Origin of the sequence: Janibacter limosus, assembly GCF_004295485.1 — a bacterium.
Classification (GTDB): Bacteria; Actinomycetota; Actinomycetes; order Actinomycetales; family Dermatophilaceae; genus Janibacter; species Janibacter limosus_A.
This window is the reverse complement of the sequence record NZ_CP036164.1, coordinates 1012916-1030201: the sequence shown is the minus strand read 5'-3', so window position 1 is coordinate 1030201 and position 17286 is coordinate 1012916. Positions and strand designations below refer to the sequence as shown.

18 protein-coding genes are annotated in these 17286 nt (G+C 71.0%); 12 read left to right on the top strand and 6 right to left on the bottom strand.

Features of this window, described 5'->3' with window-relative positions:
- Positions 1-28 precede the first annotated feature (28 nt).
- Positions 29-3403: a pyruvate carboxylase gene (locus EXU32_RS04985; protein ID WP_130628910.1), complete on the top strand. Its 3375-nt coding sequence runs from the start codon at positions 29-31 to the stop codon at positions 3401-3403.
- A 2-nt stretch (positions 3404-3405) separates the two neighbouring features.
- Here the strand turns inward: EXU32_RS04985 and dusB are convergent, their stop codons facing one another.
- Positions 3406-4641 (bottom strand): tRNA dihydrouridine synthase DusB, encoded by a 1236-nt coding sequence (gene dusB / locus EXU32_RS04980; RefSeq protein WP_130628909.1) that lies wholly within the window; start codon positions 4639-4641, stop codon positions 3406-3408.
- 49 nt (positions 4642-4690) lie between these two features.
- On the opposite strand from dusB, the gene EXU32_RS04975 reads away from it, so the two are divergent.
- From EXU32_RS04975 to EXU32_RS04960, 4 genes are read left to right on the top strand one after another with little or no spacing between them, the layout of a single operon-like run.
- A complete protein-coding gene (locus tag EXU32_RS04975) occupies positions 4691-5338 on the top strand; it encodes a DUF1648 domain-containing protein (protein ID WP_165399579.1) in 648 nt (215 codons plus the stop codon).
- Positions 5335-6285 (top strand): cation diffusion facilitator family transporter, encoded by a 951-nt coding sequence (locus EXU32_RS04970; RefSeq protein WP_130628907.1) that lies wholly within the window; start codon positions 5335-5337, stop codon positions 6283-6285. Before EXU32_RS04975 ends, EXU32_RS04970 begins: the two co-directional genes overlap by 4 nt.
- Complete coding sequence (locus EXU32_RS04965) at positions 6282-7106, top strand: sulfurtransferase (RefSeq protein WP_130628906.1); 825 nt, start codon at positions 6282-6284, stop codon at positions 7104-7106. The genes EXU32_RS04970 and EXU32_RS04965 overlap by 4 nt, the downstream gene beginning before the upstream one ends.
- 22 nt (positions 7107-7128) lie before the next feature.
- Entirely contained in the window at positions 7129-7845 is a 717-nt protein-coding gene (locus tag EXU32_RS04960) for a dienelactone hydrolase family protein (RefSeq protein ID WP_242612888.1), read from the top strand.
- A gap of 12 nt (positions 7846-7857) precedes the next feature.
- Here the strand turns inward: EXU32_RS04960 and EXU32_RS04955 are convergent, their stop codons facing one another.
- Positions 7858-8604: an alpha/beta fold hydrolase gene (locus tag EXU32_RS04955; RefSeq protein ID WP_130628905.1), complete on the bottom strand. Its 747-nt coding sequence runs from the start codon at positions 8602-8604 to the stop codon at positions 7858-7860.
- A gap of 4 nt (positions 8605-8608) precedes the next feature.
- Entirely contained in the window at positions 8609-10015 is a 1407-nt protein-coding gene (locus EXU32_RS04950) for a glycine--tRNA ligase (protein ID WP_130628904.1), read from the bottom strand.
- 60 nt (positions 10016-10075) lie between these two features.
- On the opposite strand from EXU32_RS04950, the gene EXU32_RS04945 reads away from it, so the two are divergent.
- Genes EXU32_RS04945 through EXU32_RS04925 form a run of 5 tightly spaced genes read left to right on the top strand, consistent with a single transcriptional unit; the run spans position 10076 to position 13564 of the window.
- Entirely contained in the window at positions 10076-10384 is a 309-nt protein-coding gene (locus EXU32_RS04945; RefSeq protein ID WP_130628903.1) for a DUF6703 family protein, read from the top strand.
- A 42-nt stretch (positions 10385-10426) separates the two neighbouring features.
- On the top strand, positions 10427-11359 hold the full coding sequence (locus EXU32_RS04940; protein ID WP_130628902.1) for a metal ABC transporter substrate-binding protein: 933 nt from the start codon (positions 10427-10429) through the stop codon (positions 11357-11359).
- A 14-nt stretch (positions 11360-11373) separates the two neighbouring features.
- Complete coding sequence (locus EXU32_RS04935) at positions 11374-12153, top strand: metal ABC transporter ATP-binding protein (RefSeq protein ID WP_242612887.1); 780 nt, start codon at positions 11374-11376, stop codon at positions 12151-12153.
- On the top strand, positions 12150-13160 hold the full coding sequence (locus EXU32_RS04930; protein WP_130628900.1) for a metal ABC transporter permease: 1011 nt from the start codon (positions 12150-12152) through the stop codon (positions 13158-13160). Before EXU32_RS04935 ends, EXU32_RS04930 begins: the two co-directional genes overlap by 4 nt.
- The gene (locus EXU32_RS04925) at positions 13157-13564 is read left to right on the top strand and encodes a Fur family transcriptional regulator (RefSeq protein WP_130628899.1); all 408 of its coding nucleotides are present in this window, start codon (positions 13157-13159) and stop codon (positions 13562-13564) included. Before EXU32_RS04930 ends, EXU32_RS04925 begins: the two co-directional genes overlap by 4 nt.
- On the opposite strand, the gene EXU32_RS04920 is transcribed toward EXU32_RS04925, so the two are convergent.
- Positions 13561-14511, bottom strand: coding sequence for a class II glutamine amidotransferase (locus EXU32_RS04920; RefSeq protein ID WP_130628898.1), 951 nt, complete (start codon positions 14509-14511; stop codon positions 13561-13563). The two genes, EXU32_RS04925 and EXU32_RS04920, sit on opposite strands and share 4 nt — an antisense overlap.
- A gap of 195 nt (positions 14512-14706) precedes the next feature.
- Between EXU32_RS04920 and EXU32_RS04915 the strand changes: the two genes are divergently transcribed.
- Entirely contained in the window at positions 14707-14940 is a 234-nt protein-coding gene (locus tag EXU32_RS04915) for a hypothetical protein (RefSeq protein WP_130628897.1), read from the top strand.
- On the opposite strand, the gene EXU32_RS04910 is transcribed toward EXU32_RS04915, so the two are convergent.
- Together EXU32_RS04910 and recO are read right to left on the bottom strand one after the other, a co-directional pair.
- Positions 14941-15723, bottom strand: a complete 783-nt coding sequence (locus EXU32_RS04910; RefSeq protein WP_130628896.1) for an isoprenyl transferase — start codon at positions 15721-15723, stop codon at positions 14941-14943.
- Positions 15720-16496, bottom strand: coding sequence for a DNA repair protein RecO (recO, locus tag EXU32_RS04905; protein ID WP_130628895.1), 777 nt, complete (start codon positions 16494-16496; stop codon positions 15720-15722). The genes EXU32_RS04910 and recO overlap by 4 nt, the downstream gene beginning before the upstream one ends.
- 95 nt (positions 16497-16591) lie before the next feature.
- Between recO and EXU32_RS04900 the strand changes: the two genes are divergently transcribed.
- Positions 16592-17215: an alpha-ketoglutarate-dependent dioxygenase AlkB gene (locus EXU32_RS04900; protein WP_130628894.1), complete on the top strand. Its 624-nt coding sequence runs from the start codon at positions 16592-16594 to the stop codon at positions 17213-17215.
- The last annotated feature ends 71 nt before the right edge of the window (positions 17216-17286 follow it).

Sequence of the window (17286 nt, the reverse complement as noted above, 5' to 3'; positions counted from 1 at the left end):
GAGACCGCCCTCACACCCCGGAGGCACCATGTTCCGCAAGATCCTCGTCGCCAACCGAGGCGAGATCGCCATCCGCGCCTTCCGCGCGGCCACCGAGCTCGACGCCACGACCGTCGCCGTCTACCCCGTGGAGGACCGGCTGTCGGAGCACCGGATGAAGGCCGACGAGGCCTACCTCATCGGAGAGGAGGGCCACCCGGTCCGCGCCTACCTCGACCCCGAGGAGATCGTGCGCGTGGCGGTCGAGGCCGACGTCGACGCGATCTACCCCGGCTACGGGTTCCTGTCGGAGAACCCCCAGCTCGCCGAGGAGTGCGCCGCCCACGGCATCACCTTCATCGGCCCGCCGGCGCAGGTCCTCGAGCTCACCGGCAACAAGGCGCGCGCCATCGCCGCGGCCAAGGCGGCCGGCCTGCCCACCCTCGGTGGGTCCGAGGCGAGCACCGACCTGGACGTCCTGGAGAGGGCCGCCGAGGAGGCGGGCTTCCCGATCTTCGTCAAGGCCGTCAGCGGCGGCGGTGGGCGTGGCATGCGCCGGGTCGCGCGGCGCGAGGACCTGCGCGAGGCCCTCGAGGCCGCCCAGCGTGAGGCCGAGTCCGCCTTCGGCGACCCGACGATGTACCTCGAGGAGGCTGTGATCAATCCGCGGCACATCGAGGTGCAGGTCGTCGGCGACTCCAGCGGTGAGGTCCTGCACTTCTTCGAGCGCGACTGCTCCGTGCAGCGCCGCCACCAGAAGGTCGTCGAGATCGCCCCCGCGCCCAACCTCGACCCGGACCTGCGCAAGCGCATGTGCGCCGACGCGGTGAAGTTCGCGAAGTCGATCGACTACGTCAACGCCGGCACCGTCGAGTTCCTGCTCGGCGAGGACGGTCGCTACGTCTTCATCGAGATGAACCCGCGCATCCAGGTCGAGCACACCGTGACCGAGGAGGTCACCGAGGTCGACCTCGTCGTCATGCAGATGCAGATCGCCGCCGGGGCCACGCTCGCCGAGCTCGGTCACCGGCAGGAGGACATCAGTACCCACGGCTTCGCGCTGCAGTGCCGCATCACCACCGAGGACCCGGCCAACGGCTTCCGTCCCGACTCGGGCACGATCTCGGCCTACCGCTCCGCAGGCGGCTCGGGCGTGCGCCTCGACGGCGGCACGACCTTCGTCGGCGCCGAGGTCAGCGCCCACTTCGACTCCATGCTCGTCAAGCTCACCTGCCGCGCCGCGACCTTCCCGCTGGCCGTGCGCCGCGCCCGCCGGGCCCTGGCGGAGTTCCGGGTCCGTGGGGTCGCGACCAACCTCCCCTTCCTCGAGGGCGTGCTCAGCGACCCCGCCTTCCAGGCCGGCGAGGTCACCACGAGCTTCATCGACGAGCGCCCCCAGCTGCTCGACGCGCCGACCGGCAAGGACCGGGCGACCAAGCTGCTCGCCTACCTCGCCGACGTGACCGTCAACCAGCCGCACGGCCCGCGCAAGAGTGACGTGCGGCCGCGTACCAAGCTGCCGCAGCTGCCCGACGGCGAGCGGCCCGAAGGGAGCCGGGACCGTCTCCTGCGGCTCGGCCCGGCCGGCTTCGCCACCGACCTGCGCCAGCGCACGGACGTCCCGGTCACGGACACGACCTTCCGCGACGCACACCAGTCCCTGCTCGCCACCCGGGTGCGCACCCGCGACCTGCTGCACGTGGCCGAGCACGTCTCGCGGCTCACCCCGCAGCTGCTCTCGGTCGAGGCCTGGGGCGGCGCGACCTACGACGTCGCCCTTCGCTTCCTCCACGAGGACCCGTGGGAGCGTCTGGCCGCGCTCCACGAGGCGATGCCCAATGTCGCCCTGCAGATGCTGCTGCGTGGACGCAACACCGTCGGCTACACGCCGTACCCGACCACCGTGACCGACGCCTTCGTCACCGAGGCCGCCCGCAGCGGGCTGTCGATCTTCCGCATCTTCGACTCACTCAACGACGTCAGCCAGATGCGCCCGGCCGTCGAGTCGGTGCTGGCGACCGACACCGCTGTCGCCGAGGTGGCGCTGTGCTACACCGGCAACCTCCTCGACCCGCGCGAGGAGCTCTACACCCTCGACTACTACCTGCGCCTCGCCGAGCAGATCGTCGAGACCGGCGCCCACGTCCTCGCGATCAAGGACATGGCCGGGCTGCTGCGCGCCCCCGCGGCGGCCACCCTGGTGCGCGCCCTGCGCGAGCGCTTCGACCTGCCGGTCCACCTGCACACGCACGACACCGCGGGTGGGCAGATCGGCACCCTGCTCGCGGCGATCGACGCGGGCGTCGACGCGGTCGATGCCGCCAGCGCGACGATGGCCGGGACGACCTCGCAGCCGTCGCTGTCCGCGCTCGTCGGCGCCACCGACGGCACGGACCGACCGACCGGCCTGGACATCGAGCAGGTCTTCGCCCTCGAGCCCTACTGGGAGGGAGTGCGCCGCCTCTACGCCCCCTTCGAGTCCGGACTGGCCTCCCCCACCGGGCGGGTCTACCGGCACGAGATCCCCGGCGGCCAGCTGTCCAACCTGCGCCAGCAGGCGATCGCGCTCGGTCTCGGGGAGCGCTTCGAGGAGGTCGAGGACATGTACGCCGCGGCCAACTCGATGCTCGGCAACATCGTCAAGGTCACCCCGAGCAGCAAGGTCGTCGGCGACCTCGCATTGTCCCTCGTGGGCCTGGGCGCCGACCCGGCGGAGTTCGAGTCCGACCCGGCCCGCTTCGACATCCCCGACTCGGTGATCGGGTTCCTGCGCGGCGACCTCGGCGACCCGCCCGGCGGTTGGCCCGAGCCCTTCCGCACCAAGGCCCTCGAGGGTCGGCGCGAGCAGCCCCCGACCGCCGACCTCACTCCCGAGCAGGAGCAGGCGCTGCGGGAGTCCCCTCGCGAGACGCTCAACGAGCTGCTCTTCCCGGGCCCGACGCAGGAGATGCGCGCAGCCCGCACCTCCTTCGGCGACACCTCGGTGCTCGACACCGGGCTCTTCCTCCACGGGCTGGAGCAGGGCGAGGACCACGAGGTCGAGATCGAGCCGGGCAAGACCCTCACCATCGGGCTGAGCTCGGTGAGCGAGCCCGACGAGCTGGGCATGCGCACGGTCATGGGCACCGTCAACGGCCAGCTGCGGCCGGTCCAGGTGCGCGACCGCACCGTCGACGCCGAGGTCGTGGCGGCGGAGAAGGCCGACCCCAACGCAGCCGGTCAGGTCGCGGCTCCCTTCGCCGGGGTCGTGACGCTGCAGGTCGAGGAAGGCGCCGAGGTCGCGGCCGGTGACACCGTCGCGACCATCGAGGCGATGAAGATGGAGGCCTCGATCACCACCCCGCAGGCCGGCACCGTCACGCGGCTGGCGATCGGTGGCCGCCAGCAGGTCGAAGGGGGCGACCTGCTCGTCGTCGTGGGGTGAGGTCAGCCGCCGTCGGCGACGGACTGCTCGGCGGCGGCGATCGTCGCGAGCTGCGCCTCGTCGAGGTCCTGCGAGGCGAGCCAGTTCTCCGGCAGGGCGACGACGCGGGAGGAGCCGGCGCGGCCGCGCTGCCCCTCGGCGGCGTCGCCGGGCCACGGGCTGGTCGGGTCCATCGTCTCGATGAGCCGGTCGAGCGCCGCGAGCGAGTCGACGAGCGCGAGCTGGTTGCGCACCGTCGACCCGGCGGGGAACCCCTTGAGGTACCAGGCGATGTGCTTGCGGATGTCACGGCAGGCGCGCAGCTCGTCGCCGTCGTAGAAGTCGGTGAGCAGCTCGGCGTGCCGGCGGAGCGTCGCCGTGACCTCGCCGAGGGTCGGGCGCACCCGCACCTGCGTCCCGGCGAAGGCCGCCGAGAGGTCGGCGAAGAGCCAGGGACGCCCCAGGCACCCACGGCCGACGACGACCCCGTCGCAGCCGGTCTGCTCGACCATGCGGAGCGCATCCTCGGCCGACCAGATGTCGCCGTTGCCCAGGACCGGGACGGACGTGATGGTCTCCTTGAGCAGCTTGATGTGGGACCAGTCAGCGGTGCCGGAGTAGGCCTGGCTCGCGGTGCGCGCGTGCAGCGCGACGGCGGCGACCCCCTCCTCGACGGCCGAGGTCGCGGCCTCGAGATAGGTGTGGTGCTCGGCGTCGATCCCCACGCGCATCTTGATCGTGACGGGGATGTCCCCCTTCGCCCCCTCGGTGACCGCCGCGGAGACGATCGCACGGAAGAGGTCGCGCTTCCACGGCAGCGCCGCGCCGCCCCCCTTGCGGGTGACCTTGGGCACCGGGCAGCCGAAGTTGAGGTCGATGTGGTCGGCGCGCTCCTCGGTGACCAGCATCCGCACGGCGGCGGCGGTGGTCGCAGGGTCGACGCTGTAGAGCTGCACGCTGCGCGGGCGCTCGTCCTCGTCGTGGGCGATCAGGCGCATCGACTCGGGCGTCCGCTCGACCAGCGCGCGGGAGGTGACCATCTCGTTGACGTAGAGACTGCTGGCCCCGGTCAGGCCGCTCGCGGCGAGCCCGGCGTCACCCGCCTCACGGCACAGGCGGCGGAAGGCGCGGTTGGTGATCCCCGCCATCGGCGCGAGGACGACCGGTGAGTCGATGACGTGCCGACCGATGCGAAGGGGAGGCAGCACGCGCTCCCCCGTGGTCGCCGGGGTGCTGGGGGCAAGGGTCTGGGTCGTCATCGCGCCTCCCAGTGTCGCACCGCGGGCGGGAAGAGGGACAATCGCACACGTGGACTCACCAACTCCCCCCACGCGCCCCGTCCTGCTGTGGGCACTGCTGTGCCTCGCCCTGGGGATCGCCGCGGTCGTCACGGGCGTGCTGCGCTACGACGCACTGCCGGAGCACTACCCGACGCACTTCGGCTTCTCCGGTGAGCCCGACGCCTTCGGCACGAAGTCCTGGGGCACCGTCCTCGGGCCGCTCGTCATCGGACAGCTGTCCGCGCTGGTCATCTTCGCGATCACCCTCGCCATCCCGGGCAAGGGCGCCGGCACACGTGCCCCGCTCGCGGCCCTCGGCTGTGCCATCGGTGGCGGCGTGAGCCTGATGTGCCTGAGCGGCTACATCGCCGACGACGCGGTCCCGAGCCCCTGGGTCCTGTGGGCCTTCCTCGCCGTCACCCTCGCCACGACGGTGTGGCTGGTGGTCGTCTCGGTCCGGACAGGTCGTCGTGACCTGGCGGACGACCCCGACCGGGAGCACTGGCACCTCGGCGGCCTCGTCTACGCCAACCCGGACGACCCGGACGTCCTCGTCAGCAAGCGCATGGGTCTCGGGACCACCATCAACTTCGGACGTCCTCTCGGCTGGGCCGTGCTCGCGCTGATCCTCGTCCCCGTGGCGATCCTCGTCGTGCTGGTCACGGTGACCACGTGAGCGCCTCCCCACGGGCCAACCTCGAGAAGTTCGCCTGGCTGTCCATCGCCGCGGCCCTGGCGACCATCGCGCTGAAGACCGGCGCCTGGTACATCACCGACTCGGTCGGCCTGCTCGCGGACGCCGCGGAGTCGATCGTCAACCTCGTGGCGGCCATCGCCGCGCTGATCGCCCTGCGGGTGGCGGCGCGCGCCGCGGACGACAACCACCACTACGGGCACTCCAAGGCCGAGTACTTCTCGGCGGCCATCGAGGGCGGCATGATCTTCGTCGCCGCCAGCTTCATCATCTGGCAGTCGATCGTCCGTCTCCTCGCCCCGCAGCCGATCGAGCAACCCGGCATCGGCCTGGCGATCTCGGTCGTCGCGTCGGTCATCAACGGCGCCGTCGCCTTCGTCCTCCTGCGTGCCGGGCGCGAGCACCGGTCGATCACCCTGCGCGCCGACGGGCAGCACCTGCTCACCGACGTGTGGACCTCGGTCGGGGTCGTCGTCGGCGTCCTGCTCGTGATCGTCACCGGCATCGACCGGCTCGACCCGATCGTCGCCATGCTCGTCGGCCTCAACATCATCTGGACCGGGTGGAAGCTCATCAGCGAGTCCGGCCGCGGCCTCATGGACGAGGCCCTCGAGCCGGAGGTCAACGCGGCGATCGCGGCCGCCCTCGATGCCCGCCGCACCGACGACGTCGACTTCCACGGCCTGCGCACCCGCGGCGCCGGGCACCTGTCCTTCGCCGCGATGCACGTCCTCGTCCCCGGCTCGTGGTCGGTGCGCCGCGCGCACGACGTCGTCGACGACATCGAGCAGTCCCTGCAGGCCGAGTTCCAGGACCTGGAGATCACCACCCACATCGAGCCACGCGAGGACCCTCGCGCCTACGACGACTTCGGCGACTACGAGGTCCCGATCCAGCCCCTGACCGACGACCACGAGGAGACCCCGTGAGTGCCCTGATCACCCCCACCGACCTGCAGGACGAGATCGCCCACAACCCCAAGCTCGTCGTCCTCGACGTGCAGTACACGCTCGCCGGCGAGGGCCCCGCGTTCTACGCCGCCGGCCACGTGCCGGGCGCTCCCTTCGTCAACCTCGACACCGTGCTCGCCGGACCCGCGGGCGAAGGGGGGCGACACCCCCTTCCCGATGTGCAGACCCTGCAGGACGGCCTGCGCGCGGCGGGAGTGCAGACCGACTCCGTGGTCGTCGTCTACGACCAGCAGCCCTCCCTCGGTGCCGCGCGCGCCTGGTGGGTCCTGCGCTGGGCCGGCATCGAGGAGGTCCTCGTCCTGGACGGCGGCCTCGCTGCCTGGCGGGCCGCCGGCGGAGAGGTGAGCACCGAGCCGGTCGAGGTGGAGCCCGGTGACGTCGTCCTCGACCCCGACGAGCTGGTCGCGCTCGACGCCGACGACGCCGCAGCCACCGCCAAGCTCGGCGTGCTCGTCGACGCCCGCTCCCCCGAGCGCTTCCGCGGGGAGGAGGAGCCCATCGATCCCGTCGCCGGCCACATCCCCGGCGCGGTCAACGTGCCGATGGCCGACCTCGTGCGCGAGGACGGCCGACTGCGGCCGGCCCGCGAGCTGCGTGAGCGCTTCGGGCAGCTGGGCATCGACGAGGTGACCGTCGTCGGGACCTACTGCGGGTCCGGGATCACGGCGGCGCACACCGCGCTGGCCCTGCACGAGGCCGGCGTCGAGGCCGACCTCTATGTCGGCAGCTGGAGCGACTGGATCACCGACTCCTCACGCCCGATCGCCACCGGGAGCTGACGCTGCTCCCTAGAGTGGCCGGGTGACCGACATCGCGCCCGACCAGCAGCCCAGCGTCCCCGTCGAGGACGGCGCCGTCCCCACCCAGCTCTTCCTGCCGCCCGGCGGCAGCGGGCCCGGACTCGTGCTGTGCCAGGAGATCTTCGGGGTCACCGACTACATCCGTCGCCGCGCCCGGGCGCTCGCCGACCTCGGCCACGTCGTGCTCGTGCCCGAGTCCTACTGGCGCCTGGGCAGCCCCGTCATCAGCGAGGGCATGGAGCGGATCGAGGAGGCGATGGGCGCGTCCTCGCGCCTGGACTGGGAGCGCACGGTCGCCGACACCGTCGCCGTCACCCGGGCGCTGCGCGAGCGGCCCGAGGTGAGCGGCGGCACGGGGATCATGGGCTTCTGCTTCGGCGGGGGCCTGGCCTGGGCCACCGCCGCAGCGCTCACCGAGGCCGGTGAGCCGCCGAGCGTCCTCGTCGCCTACTACGGCTCGCAGATCCCGACGCTCCTCGACCTCGCCGACAGCATCCGGGTGCCGCAGCTGCACCACTGGGGCACCGCCGACCAGTTCATCCCGGCCGAGGGGGTCGCCGAGATCGAGCGGGTCACGGCCGGCCCGGGGACGACCTTCGTGCGGCACGAGGGCGCCGGGCACGCCTTCGACAACCCGAGCCCGGCCTTCCACCACCCGCAGGCATCGCAGGACGCGTGGGCGAGCACGACCCGCTGGTTGGCCGAGAACCTGGTCTGAGGGGACGCCTGCTCAGGACGGCAGCGCGGAGGCGAACTGCGTGATGGCCCGGGCCACCGGCACCGGGTGGGTCATCGGCGCGAAGTGCGTGGCTCCGGCCACGTGGACGATCTCGAGGTCCTGACGCAGGCGACGGGCCCTCCCTTCGCCCACCCGGAACTGGTCGAACTCGCCGTTGACCGCGAGGATCGGGACGTCGATCTGGCTGAGGGACCGCAGGTCCACGCCGTCGATCACGGCGTCCCACGCGTCGGGGATGGCCGCGAGGCCCGGGCCCCGCTCGATGACCGCGGCGGCTGTGCGTGCCCCGATGATCCGGCGCAGCGAGGCGGCGTCGGTCTCCATGATGGAGGAGGCGCGCCGCTCGTCCACGAGCCCGGCGCGCAGGGCGCTGCCGAAGGCCCGGTAGACAGCGGCGAGCCTCGAGGACGGCTGGGCGGTCGAGCCCATGAGCACCAGACCGGCGAGGACGTCGTGGTTGTCGGCGGCCCACTCCATCGCGACATAGCCACCCAGGCTGTGCCCCGCGAGGACGACCCGGTGCCGATCCGGCTCCAGCGCCCGGACCGCGTCACCGACGGCCTCGAGCGCGCGAGGCATCGTGAAGGGCTCGTCGCTGGCCAGCCCGTGGCCGGGCAGGTCGACGTGGTCGCAGACGATGCGTCCGAGGAGGGCCTCCTCGAGCGGGATCCACGCAGCCGCGTTGAGCCGGCTGCCGTGGACGAGCAGCAGCCGGATCGGCTGCGCCGACCGGCTCATCGGGTCAGGACCCGAGCAGCTTGGGCGCGAGGTAGGCCTCGACCTGGTCGATCGAGATCCGCTCCTGCGCCATCGAGTCACGCTCGCGGATGGTCACCGCGTTGTCCTCGAGGGTGTCGAAGTCGACGGTGATGCAGAAGGGGGTGCCGATCTCGTCCTGGCGGCGGTAGCGCTTGCCGATCGCCTGCGCGTCGTCGAAGTCGACATTCCAGTTCTTGCGCAGCTGGGCCGCCAGGTCGCGGGCCTTGGGCGACAGGTCCGCGTTGCGCGACAGCGGGAGGACGGCCGCCTTGACCGGAGCCAGTCGGTGGTCCAGACGCAGGACGGTGCGCTTGTCCACGCCGCCCTTGGAGTTGGGTGCCTCGTCCTCGGCGTAGGCGTCCACGAGGAAGGTCATGATCGAGCGGGACAGACCGGCCGCGGGCTCGATGACATAGGGCGTGTAGCGCTCGTTGTTGGCCTGGTCGTAGAAGACCAGGTCGGTGCCGGAGTGCTCGCTGTGGCTCTTGAGGTCGAAGTCGGTACGGTTGGCGATGCCCTCGAGCTCGCCCCACTCGCTGCCCGTGAAGTTGAAGCGGTACTCGATGTCGACGGTGCGCTTGGAGTAGTGGCTCAGCTTGTCCTGGGCGTGCTCGTAGTGACGCAGGTTGTCGGGGTTGATCCCCAGGTCCGTGTACCAGCGGGTCCGCTCGTCGATCCAGTACTGGTGCCAGTCCTCGTCCTCGCCGGGCTTGACGAAGAACTCCATCTCCATCTGCTCGAACTCGCGGGTGCGGAAGATGAAGTTGCCCGGCGTGATCTCGTTGCGGAAGGACTTGCCGGTCTGCGCGATGCCGAAGGGCGGCTTCTTGCGCGAGGTCTGCAGCACGTTGTTGAAGTTGGTGAAGATGCCCTGCGCCGTCTCGGGGCGCAGGTAGTGCAGCCCGGACTCGTCCTCGATGACACCGAGGTAGGTCTTGAGCATCATGTTGAACTCGCGGGCCTCGGTCCACTGGCCGCGGGTGCCGCAGTCGGGGCAGACGATCTCGCTCAGCGGGACCGTGTCGGGGTCGATCTCCTGCCCCTTCTTCGCCGCCTTGTCGGCGACGGCCTCCTGCAGGTGGTCCTGACGGTGGCGCTTGTGGCAGTTGAGGCACTCGGTGAGCGGGTCGGTGAAGGTCCCGACGTGACCCGAGGCGACCCAGGTCTCACGCGGCAGGATGATCGAGGAGTCCAGGCCGACGACGTCGTCGCGGCCGGTGACCATCGACTTCCACCACTGGCGCTTGATGTTCTCCTTCAGCTCCACACCGAGCGGTCCGTAGTCCCAGGCGGACTTGGTCCCGCCATAGATCTCACCGCAGGGGAAGACGAAGCCTCTGCGCTTGCACAGGTTGACGACGGTGTCCACGGTGGAGGTCTGCTTGGCCATGTGGGAGAGGTTATCCGGGACCGGCTCGAAGGCCCGCATCGGGCCGCCTACCCTGTGGGGGTGTCCAGCAGTCCTACGCCCCGTCCCGAGCCCGTCGCGACCAACGCCTTCGAGCGCGCCAGCCTGCCGCTGACCCGCTTCATCGCGCAGCTGCCGCCGCTCGTGCCGATCGTCGTCGTCTTCCTCCTCGTGATCGTCGGCGCCTTCCTCGGCCCGTGGGGTGCGATCCCGCTCGGGCTCGTCGTCCTCTTCCTGCTGTGGATGCTGGCCCTCAGCTGGCCGCGCCTGACGACGAGCGAGGTGCTCATGCGCGCCGCCGTGATCGTGCTCGTCCTCGGCCTGGCGGCGATCAAGCTCTTCCCACGTTGACCGAGTTGACAACGATTCTCATCACCAGTGAGAATCGTTCTCATGAAGTTCAACCGCATCGTCCTGGCCCTCTCGGCCGCCGCCCTCGCCCTCACCGGCTGCGGCTCCGCCGACACCGGATCGAGTGACGGTCGACTGTCGATCGCCACGAGCTTCTACCCGCTCGAGTACGCCACGCAGCAGGTCGGCGGCGACCACGTCGACGTCACCAACCTCACCCAGCCCGGCGCCGAGCCGCATGACCTCGAGCTCACCCCCAAGCAGATCCTGCAGACCACCAAGGCCGACGCCCTCGTCTACCTCAGTGGCTTCCAGCCCTCGGTCGACGACGCGGCGAAGGAAGGCGACGGCACCGCCTTCGACGTCTCCCCCTTCGCCCGTCTCGATCTGAAGCCGGCGGACGAGCAGGACCACGGTGGCGAGGAGGAGGACCACGCCGGGCACGACCACGGCAGCGTCGACCCGCACTTCTGGCTCGACCCGACCCGCTACGCCGACGTCGTCGACGCCATCGCCGACCACCTGGCGACGATCGACCCCACCAATGCCGCGGACTACCGGGCCAATGCCACGGCCTTCACCGGCAAGCTGGGCACCCTCGACAAGGACCTCAAGGCCGGCCTGTCCGACTGCCGCAGCACCGACCTCGTGACCGCTCACGCCGCCTTCGGCTACTTCGCCGACCGCTACGGGTTCCACCAGGAGTCGGTGAGCGGCCTGTCCCCGGGCGCCGAGCCGAGCCCGACGGCCCTCGCGGACCTGATCGCCCTCGTCAAGCGGGACAAGATCACCACCGTCTACGCCGAGACCCTGGTGCCCGCCGACGTCGCCAAGACGCTCGCCCGCGACTCCGGGGCCACGGTCGCCGTGCTGGACCCGATCGAGGGTCTGACCGACGCGTCCGCCGGATCGGACTACCTTGAGGTCATGCGCAGCAACCTGGCGACCGTCCGCAAGGGTCAGGGGTGCAGGTGACCTCCGCTCCACCAGTGATCGAGCTGACCGGCGCGGCCTTCGGCTACGGCGACCGCACCGTCGTGCGCGACCTCGACCTCACCGTCCACCGCGGTGAGGTCGTCGCCGTACTCGGCCCCAACGGCGCCGGCAAGTCGACTCTCGTCAAGGGCCTGCTGGGCCTCGCCGAGCAGCACGCGGGCAGCGCCCGCGTGCTCGGTCACGAGGTCGGCAGCGCCGAGGCCCGTGCCGGCATCGGCTATGTCCCGCAGCGACACACCCTCGCCTCGGCCGTGCGGGCCACCGCCGCCGAGATCGTGACGATGGGGCGCACCGTGCGCACGCCGTGGTGGGCGCCGTGGCGCATCCGCTCCGCCCCCGACCGGGCCCTCGTGCAGGAGTCGCTCGCCGTCGTCGGGCTCGGCGACCTGTCCTCGCACGACGTCGCGACCCTCTCCGGCGGGCAGCAGCGCCGCGTCCTCATCGCGCGCGCCCTGGCCAGCCGGCCCGACGTCTTCCTGATGGACGAGCCCACCGCAGGAGTCGACCGCGGGCACCAGCAAGTGCTCGTGGCCGTCATGCGCCGGCTCGTCGAGCGCGGCGCCACCCTCGTCATCGTCACCCACGAGCTCGACGCCCTCGCCGACATCGTCACGCGGGCGGTCGTCGTGCGCGCGGGCGGCATCAGCCACGACGGCCCCCCGGACCATCTCGCCCCCGACGACGACGCCCACGCCCACCACGACGACGAGGAGGACCCACCCCCTTCGTCCGTCCCCACCACCATCCTCACGACGAAGGGAGGACCCCGGTGATCGACCTCCTCAACCTGGAGTTCATGCGCAATGCCCTCCTTGCGGCGTTGCTCGTCGGCGCCTCGGCTCCCCTCGTCGGGGTCTTCCTCGTCCAGCGCGGCATGTCCCTCGTCGGTGACGGCATGGGGCACGTGGCGCTGGCCGGTGTGGGCATCGGTCTACTGACGAGCACCAGCCCGGTCCTGACCGCGCTCGTCGTCGTCGTGCTCGCCGCCGTCGCCATCGAGCTGCTGCGCCACCTCGGGCGCACCGGGGGCGACCTGGCCCTCGCGGTGATGTTCTACGGCGGCCTGGCCGCCGGCGTCGTCATCATCGCCAAGGCACCCTCCGGGTCGGCGACCAACCTGCAGGGCTACCTCTTCGGCGCCCTGACCACGGTCTCGCGCGGCGACCTCGTCCAGTTCGCCATCCTCGCGGCGGTCGTCCTGGTCACCGTGCTCGTGCTCCGCGAGCGCCTCTTCGCCGTCGCCCAGGACGAGGAGTACGCGCGCGCCTCGGGCCTACCGGTCCTCGCGACCAACATCCTGCTCGCCGTGCTCACCGGCGTCACCGTCGTCATCTCGATGCGGGTCATCGGGCTGCTGCTCATCAGTGCCCTGATGATCCTGCCCAACGCCACCGGCCAGTACCTCGGCCGTTCCTTCCGCGGGGGCCTGCTGTGGGCGGTGCTCGTCGGCACCCTGACGAGCGTCGGAGGCGTCGTCACGAGCTTCTACGCCGACACCCCGTCGGGCGCGACGATCGTGCTGCTCGCCATCGCCGTCTTCGTCGTCTCGGCGACGCTCGTGACGGCCTGGGCTGCCGTCCGGCGCCGTCGCCACCGCACGGCCGAGGTCCATGAGCACGTGCACTGGGAGGACTGCGGCCACGAGGTCGTCCTGCACGGCGACCACGTCGACTTCCTCCACGACGGGCACCGGCACGCCCGCCATGGCGACCACTGGGACGAGCACGACCCCGACCACACCGATCCCGACCACACCGAGCTCGAGGGGAGCCACCGATGAACGACACCCGCACCCGCCGACCCACGCGGCAGCGCACCGCCATCGAGGCCGATGTCGACCGCTACGACGAGTTCCGCTCGGCGCAGGAGATCCATGCCAGCCTCGTCGCAGGCGGCGACAAGATCGGTCTCGCGACCGTCTACCGCACCCTGCAGGCGATGGTCGACGAGGACGCGCTGGACGCCCTTCGCACCGACGACGGCGAGCAGGTCTACCGCCGCTGCAGCACCGGGCACCACCACCATCTCGTATGCCGCGAGTGCGGCCGGACCGAGGAGGTCGAGGGGCCGGCCGTGGAGCGGTGGGCCGAGCGGGTCAGCGCGGAGCACGGGTTCACCGAGGTCGCGCACACGCTCGAGCTCTTCGGCCGCTGTGCGGCCTGCCCCTCCCGGCCGGCGTCCTAGAGCTGGAGCTCCTTGACGGTCCTGGTGATGCGCTCGCCGTCCTTCGCGAGGAACATGATCGACCCGTACTCCAGGGGGATCCAGTCGTCGCCGTCCTCGCTGAGCGGCTCGGAGGCGAAGACGGCCGCTGTCGCCTCGTCCTCGGTGCACTCCTGGAAGCCGTAGTTGGCCTCGTCGTGCTGGAAGTTGCGACCCAGCAGCAGGTACATCGGCTCCAGGAGCATGCCGAGAGCAAAGTCGTCCGTGCCTGCGTCAGCCTTGCGCAGCTCGCGCCAGTCGCCTGCCGGGTCGACCTCGCCCTGGTGCCCGAGCCCCCAATTGATCCCGATGATCCGATCCTGCGAGACCAGGGCCATCTTCAGCTTGGTCAGCCCCGGGAGGTCAAGATCCTTCATCGCCTTGGCGACGAGCCGCAGCAGCTCCTCGACCGCGCGCTGGACGTCCTCGTCGCTGTTGCCCTCCAGCAGGGACAGCAGGAGTGCGTAGACGAACTCGGTGTCGGTCGTGCCGAGCATCTGGGTCAGGTACTCGTCCTTGCAGTGCTGCAGCAGCTCTCGCTGCAGGACCTGCCAGCCCGGCAGATAGCCGTTCTGCGCCACGATCCACGGGGTCCCCTCGAAGCAGAAGGGATGGCAGTTCTCGTCGACCATGACGACCTTGGCGTGGTAGGCAGCGGCTCGCACGTGCGCCAGCATGGTGCTGGCCTGGAGGCTGGGGAGCATCCGAGTGGCGTTGTCGTCGTAGAAGGCGGCCATCGGCCGGCGGTAGATGAAGGGCTCCTCCGGCTTGAGCAGGTGCTCGCTCCACGCACCGAACCCCCACCCCGCCAGCTGCAGCTCGGGGTGACGCTCCGGGTCGAGGGCCTGGTTGATCAGGCTGTTCTCCGGCTTCAGCAGGAGGTTCTCCAACGAGATCTCCGGACCGATGTAGGCAAGAACTCGGCACATACGTTTCCCTCACTCACAGATCGATGAAACGCAGATCGCGCGCGTCGCCAGCGTATGGCACCAGAGGATCACTCCGAGCTCCCAGACCGTCACCGCGCACGCATCGAGAGACCGGTCGCAGGGCTGAGGGTCGAGCTCCAGGTTTTCTGCCGGGACGCTCGGGTAGGGAGATGCTCCCGATCAAAGGAGAGCGACATGGCCCAGTGCGAGCTCTGCGGCAACGACTACGACAAGTCCTTCGACGTGGTGGCGGCAGGCACCACCCACACCTTCGACAGCTTCGAGTGCGCGATCCACGTGATGGCCCCGGTGTGCGAGCACTGTCAGTGCAAGGTCATCGGTCACGGCACAGAGGTGGATGGACGCTTCTACTGCTGCGCCCACTGCGCCCAGCACGCCGAGGACGCGCCGGTCAGCCATCGCGCCTGACTAGGAGGCCGAGGGCGCGTCGACCGCTCCGCCGTAGCGACGCTCGCGCTGGGCGTAGGTCTCGATGGCCTCCCACAGGTGCCGCCGGTCGTAGTCGGGCCACAGCGTGTCCTGGAAGACCATCTCGGCGTAGGCGGACTGCCACAGCAGGAAGTTGCTCGTGCGCTGCTCCCCCGAGCTGCGCAGGAAGAGGTCGACGTCCGGCATCGTGGGCTCGGTGAGGTAGCGGGCGATGGTCCGCTCGTCGATGCGCGAGCCCTTCAGCCGCCCCGCCTTGACGTCCTCGGCGATCCCGCGCACCGCGTCCGCGATCTCGGCGCGACCGCCGTAGTTGACGCAGAAGTAGAGCGTCATCGCGTCGTTGTCCTGGGTCATCTCCTGGGCGATCTCGAGCTCCTTGATGACCGAGCCCCACAACCGCGGACGGCGCCCGACCCAGCGCATCCGAACGCCCCAGTCGTTGAGCTGGTCGCGGCGGCGCCGGATGACGTCGCGGTTGAAGCCCATGAGGAAGCGCACCTCCTCGGGCGAGCGGCGCCAGTTCTCCGTCGAGAAGGCATAGGTCGACAGGTGCTTCACCCCGATGTCGAGCGCGCCGGCGACGACGTCGAGCAGCGCGCCCTCGCCCGCCTCGTGGCCCTTGGTGCGGGCCAGCCCCCGCTGGTTGGCCCAGCGACCGTTGCCGTCCATGACGATCGCCACGTGATCCGGGACGAGGTCCGCGGGCACGGGCGGCGGCGTCGCTCCGCTCGGGTGGGCGAAGGGGGTCTCGTAGCGGCTCATCCGGTCCTCTGCGGTGTGTGGTCGTCCAGTCGGGGCTGGTCGACGCGGGTGCGATCGACGTGACGAAGGGAGAGCACCCCGCGCTCGAGGTGCCACTGGAGGAAGGCCGAGGTCAGCCCGGAGCCCTCGCGGCGGTGCCGGTCCAGGGAGGCGTCAGCGGCGACCCAGTCCCCGACGAGCAGCGCGGCGAGCAGCTCAAGCGTCTCGGGCGCCGGCGAGGACGACCCGGGCACCCGGCACAGCCGGCAGAGCACGCCGCCGGAGCTGACGTGGAAGGCGCGGTGCGGCCCCTCGTCGCCGCACTGCGCGCAGTCGTGGAAGCTCGGCGCCCACCCCGCGACCGCCAGGGCGCGCAACAGGTAGGCGTCGAGGATCAGCTCGGACGCGTGGTCGGCGTTGGCCAGGGTGCGCAGCGCGCCGGCGAGCAGCAGGTACTGCTGGACCGACGGCTCGTGCTCCTCGGTGAGCCGGTCGGCCGTCTCGAGGATGGCGCTCGCCGCGGTCCACCGTGAGTAGTCACGCGCGAGCGCGTTGCCCCAGGCGTCGAGCGACTCGGTCTGGGTGACGGTGTCGAGGTTGCGCCCCTCGTAGCACTGCAGGTCGACGTGCATCCCCGGCTCGAGGCGGGCGCCGAACTTGGACTTGGTGCGGCGCACCCCCTTGGCCACCGCGCGGATCTTGCCGCGACCGCGCGTGAGCACGGTGATGATCCGGTCGGCCTCACCCAGCTTGTGGGTGCGCAGCACGACCCCGGAGTCGCGGTAGAGGGGCACTGGCTCATTGTCCCCCTTCGTACCGACACGACACGCACCCCCACGCCGACGCCTGAGTCTCGAACATGCGTTCGACCTGGTGCTAGCCTCGATGCATGCTGGCGCTCCAGTCCTCGCTCTTCGACACGGCTGACTCCCCCACGCTCGGCGACCTCGAGCGACGCCACCGACGCTTCCTCGACGAGACCGCGTGGCTCGACCTGGTGCCGGGCTGGGCCTGCGGCAGCGACCAAGTGCTCGACACGCTGCTGCACGAAGTGCCGTGGCGGGCCGAGCGCCGGCAGATGTACGACTCGGTCGTCGACGTGCCGCGCCTGACCTGCTTCTACGGCGAAGGGGAGTCCCTCCCCCACCCGCTGCTCACCGACATGCGCGAGCGGCTCTCGCAGCACTACGCGGCTGAGCTCGGCGAGCCCTTCGTCACCGCCGGGCTGTGCCTGTACCGCCACGGGGAGGACTCCGTCGCCTGGCACGGTGACCGGATCGGGCGCAGTCGCGATCAGGACACGATGGTCGCGATCGTCTCGCTGGGCTCGGCCCGCCACCTCGCCCTGCGTCCCCGCGATGGCGGCCGCTCGCAGCGCGTCGCCCTCGGCCACGGCGACCTCGTCGTCATGGGCGGTGCCTGCCAGCGCACCTGGGACCACGCGGTGCCCAAGACCTCGGCCGCCGTCGGGCCCCGCGTCTCGATCCAGTTCCGCGTGGCCGGAGTCCGCTGAGCCGGGTGAGTGATCCCACCCATGCCCCTCGCGACGCAGCGCCGAGATGATGGGTCATGGCGCTCGTCCGA

Bases quoted from the DNA above. Each gene is read 5' to 3' on its own strand.
- EXU32_RS04985 (WP_130628910.1), top strand. From the start codon at position 29: ATGTTCCGCAAGATCCTCGTCGCCAACCGAGGCGAGATCGCCATCCGC.
- dusB (WP_130628909.1), bottom strand. From the start codon at position 4,641: ATGACGACCCAGACCCTTGCCCCCAGCACCCCGGCGACCACGGGGGAG.
- EXU32_RS04950 (WP_130628904.1), bottom strand. From the start codon at position 10,015: ATGGCCAAGCAGACCTCCACCGTGGACACCGTCGTCAACCTGTGCAAG.
- EXU32_RS04925 (WP_130628899.1), top strand. From the start codon at position 13,157: ATGAACGACACCCGCACCCGCCGACCCACGCGGCAGCGCACCGCCATC.
- EXU32_RS04900 (WP_130628894.1), top strand. From the start codon at position 16,592: ATGCTGGCGCTCCAGTCCTCGCTCTTCGACACGGCTGACTCCCCCACG.
- EXU32_RS04920 (WP_130628898.1), bottom strand. From the start codon at position 14,511: ATGTGCCGAGTTCTTGCCTACATCGGTCCGGAGATCTCGTTGGAGAAC.
- EXU32_RS04910 (WP_130628896.1), bottom strand. From the start codon at position 15,723: ATGAGCCGCTACGAGACCCCCTTCGCCCACCCGAGCGGAGCGACGCCG.
- EXU32_RS04955 (WP_130628905.1), bottom strand. From the start codon at position 8,604: ATGAGCCGGTCGGCGCAGCCGATCCGGCTGCTGCTCGTCCACGGCAGC.
- EXU32_RS04915 (WP_130628897.1), top strand. From the start codon at position 14,707: ATGGCCCAGTGCGAGCTCTGCGGCAACGACTACGACAAGTCCTTCGAC.
- EXU32_RS04940 (WP_130628902.1), top strand. From the start codon at position 10,427: ATGAAGTTCAACCGCATCGTCCTGGCCCTCTCGGCCGCCGCCCTCGCC.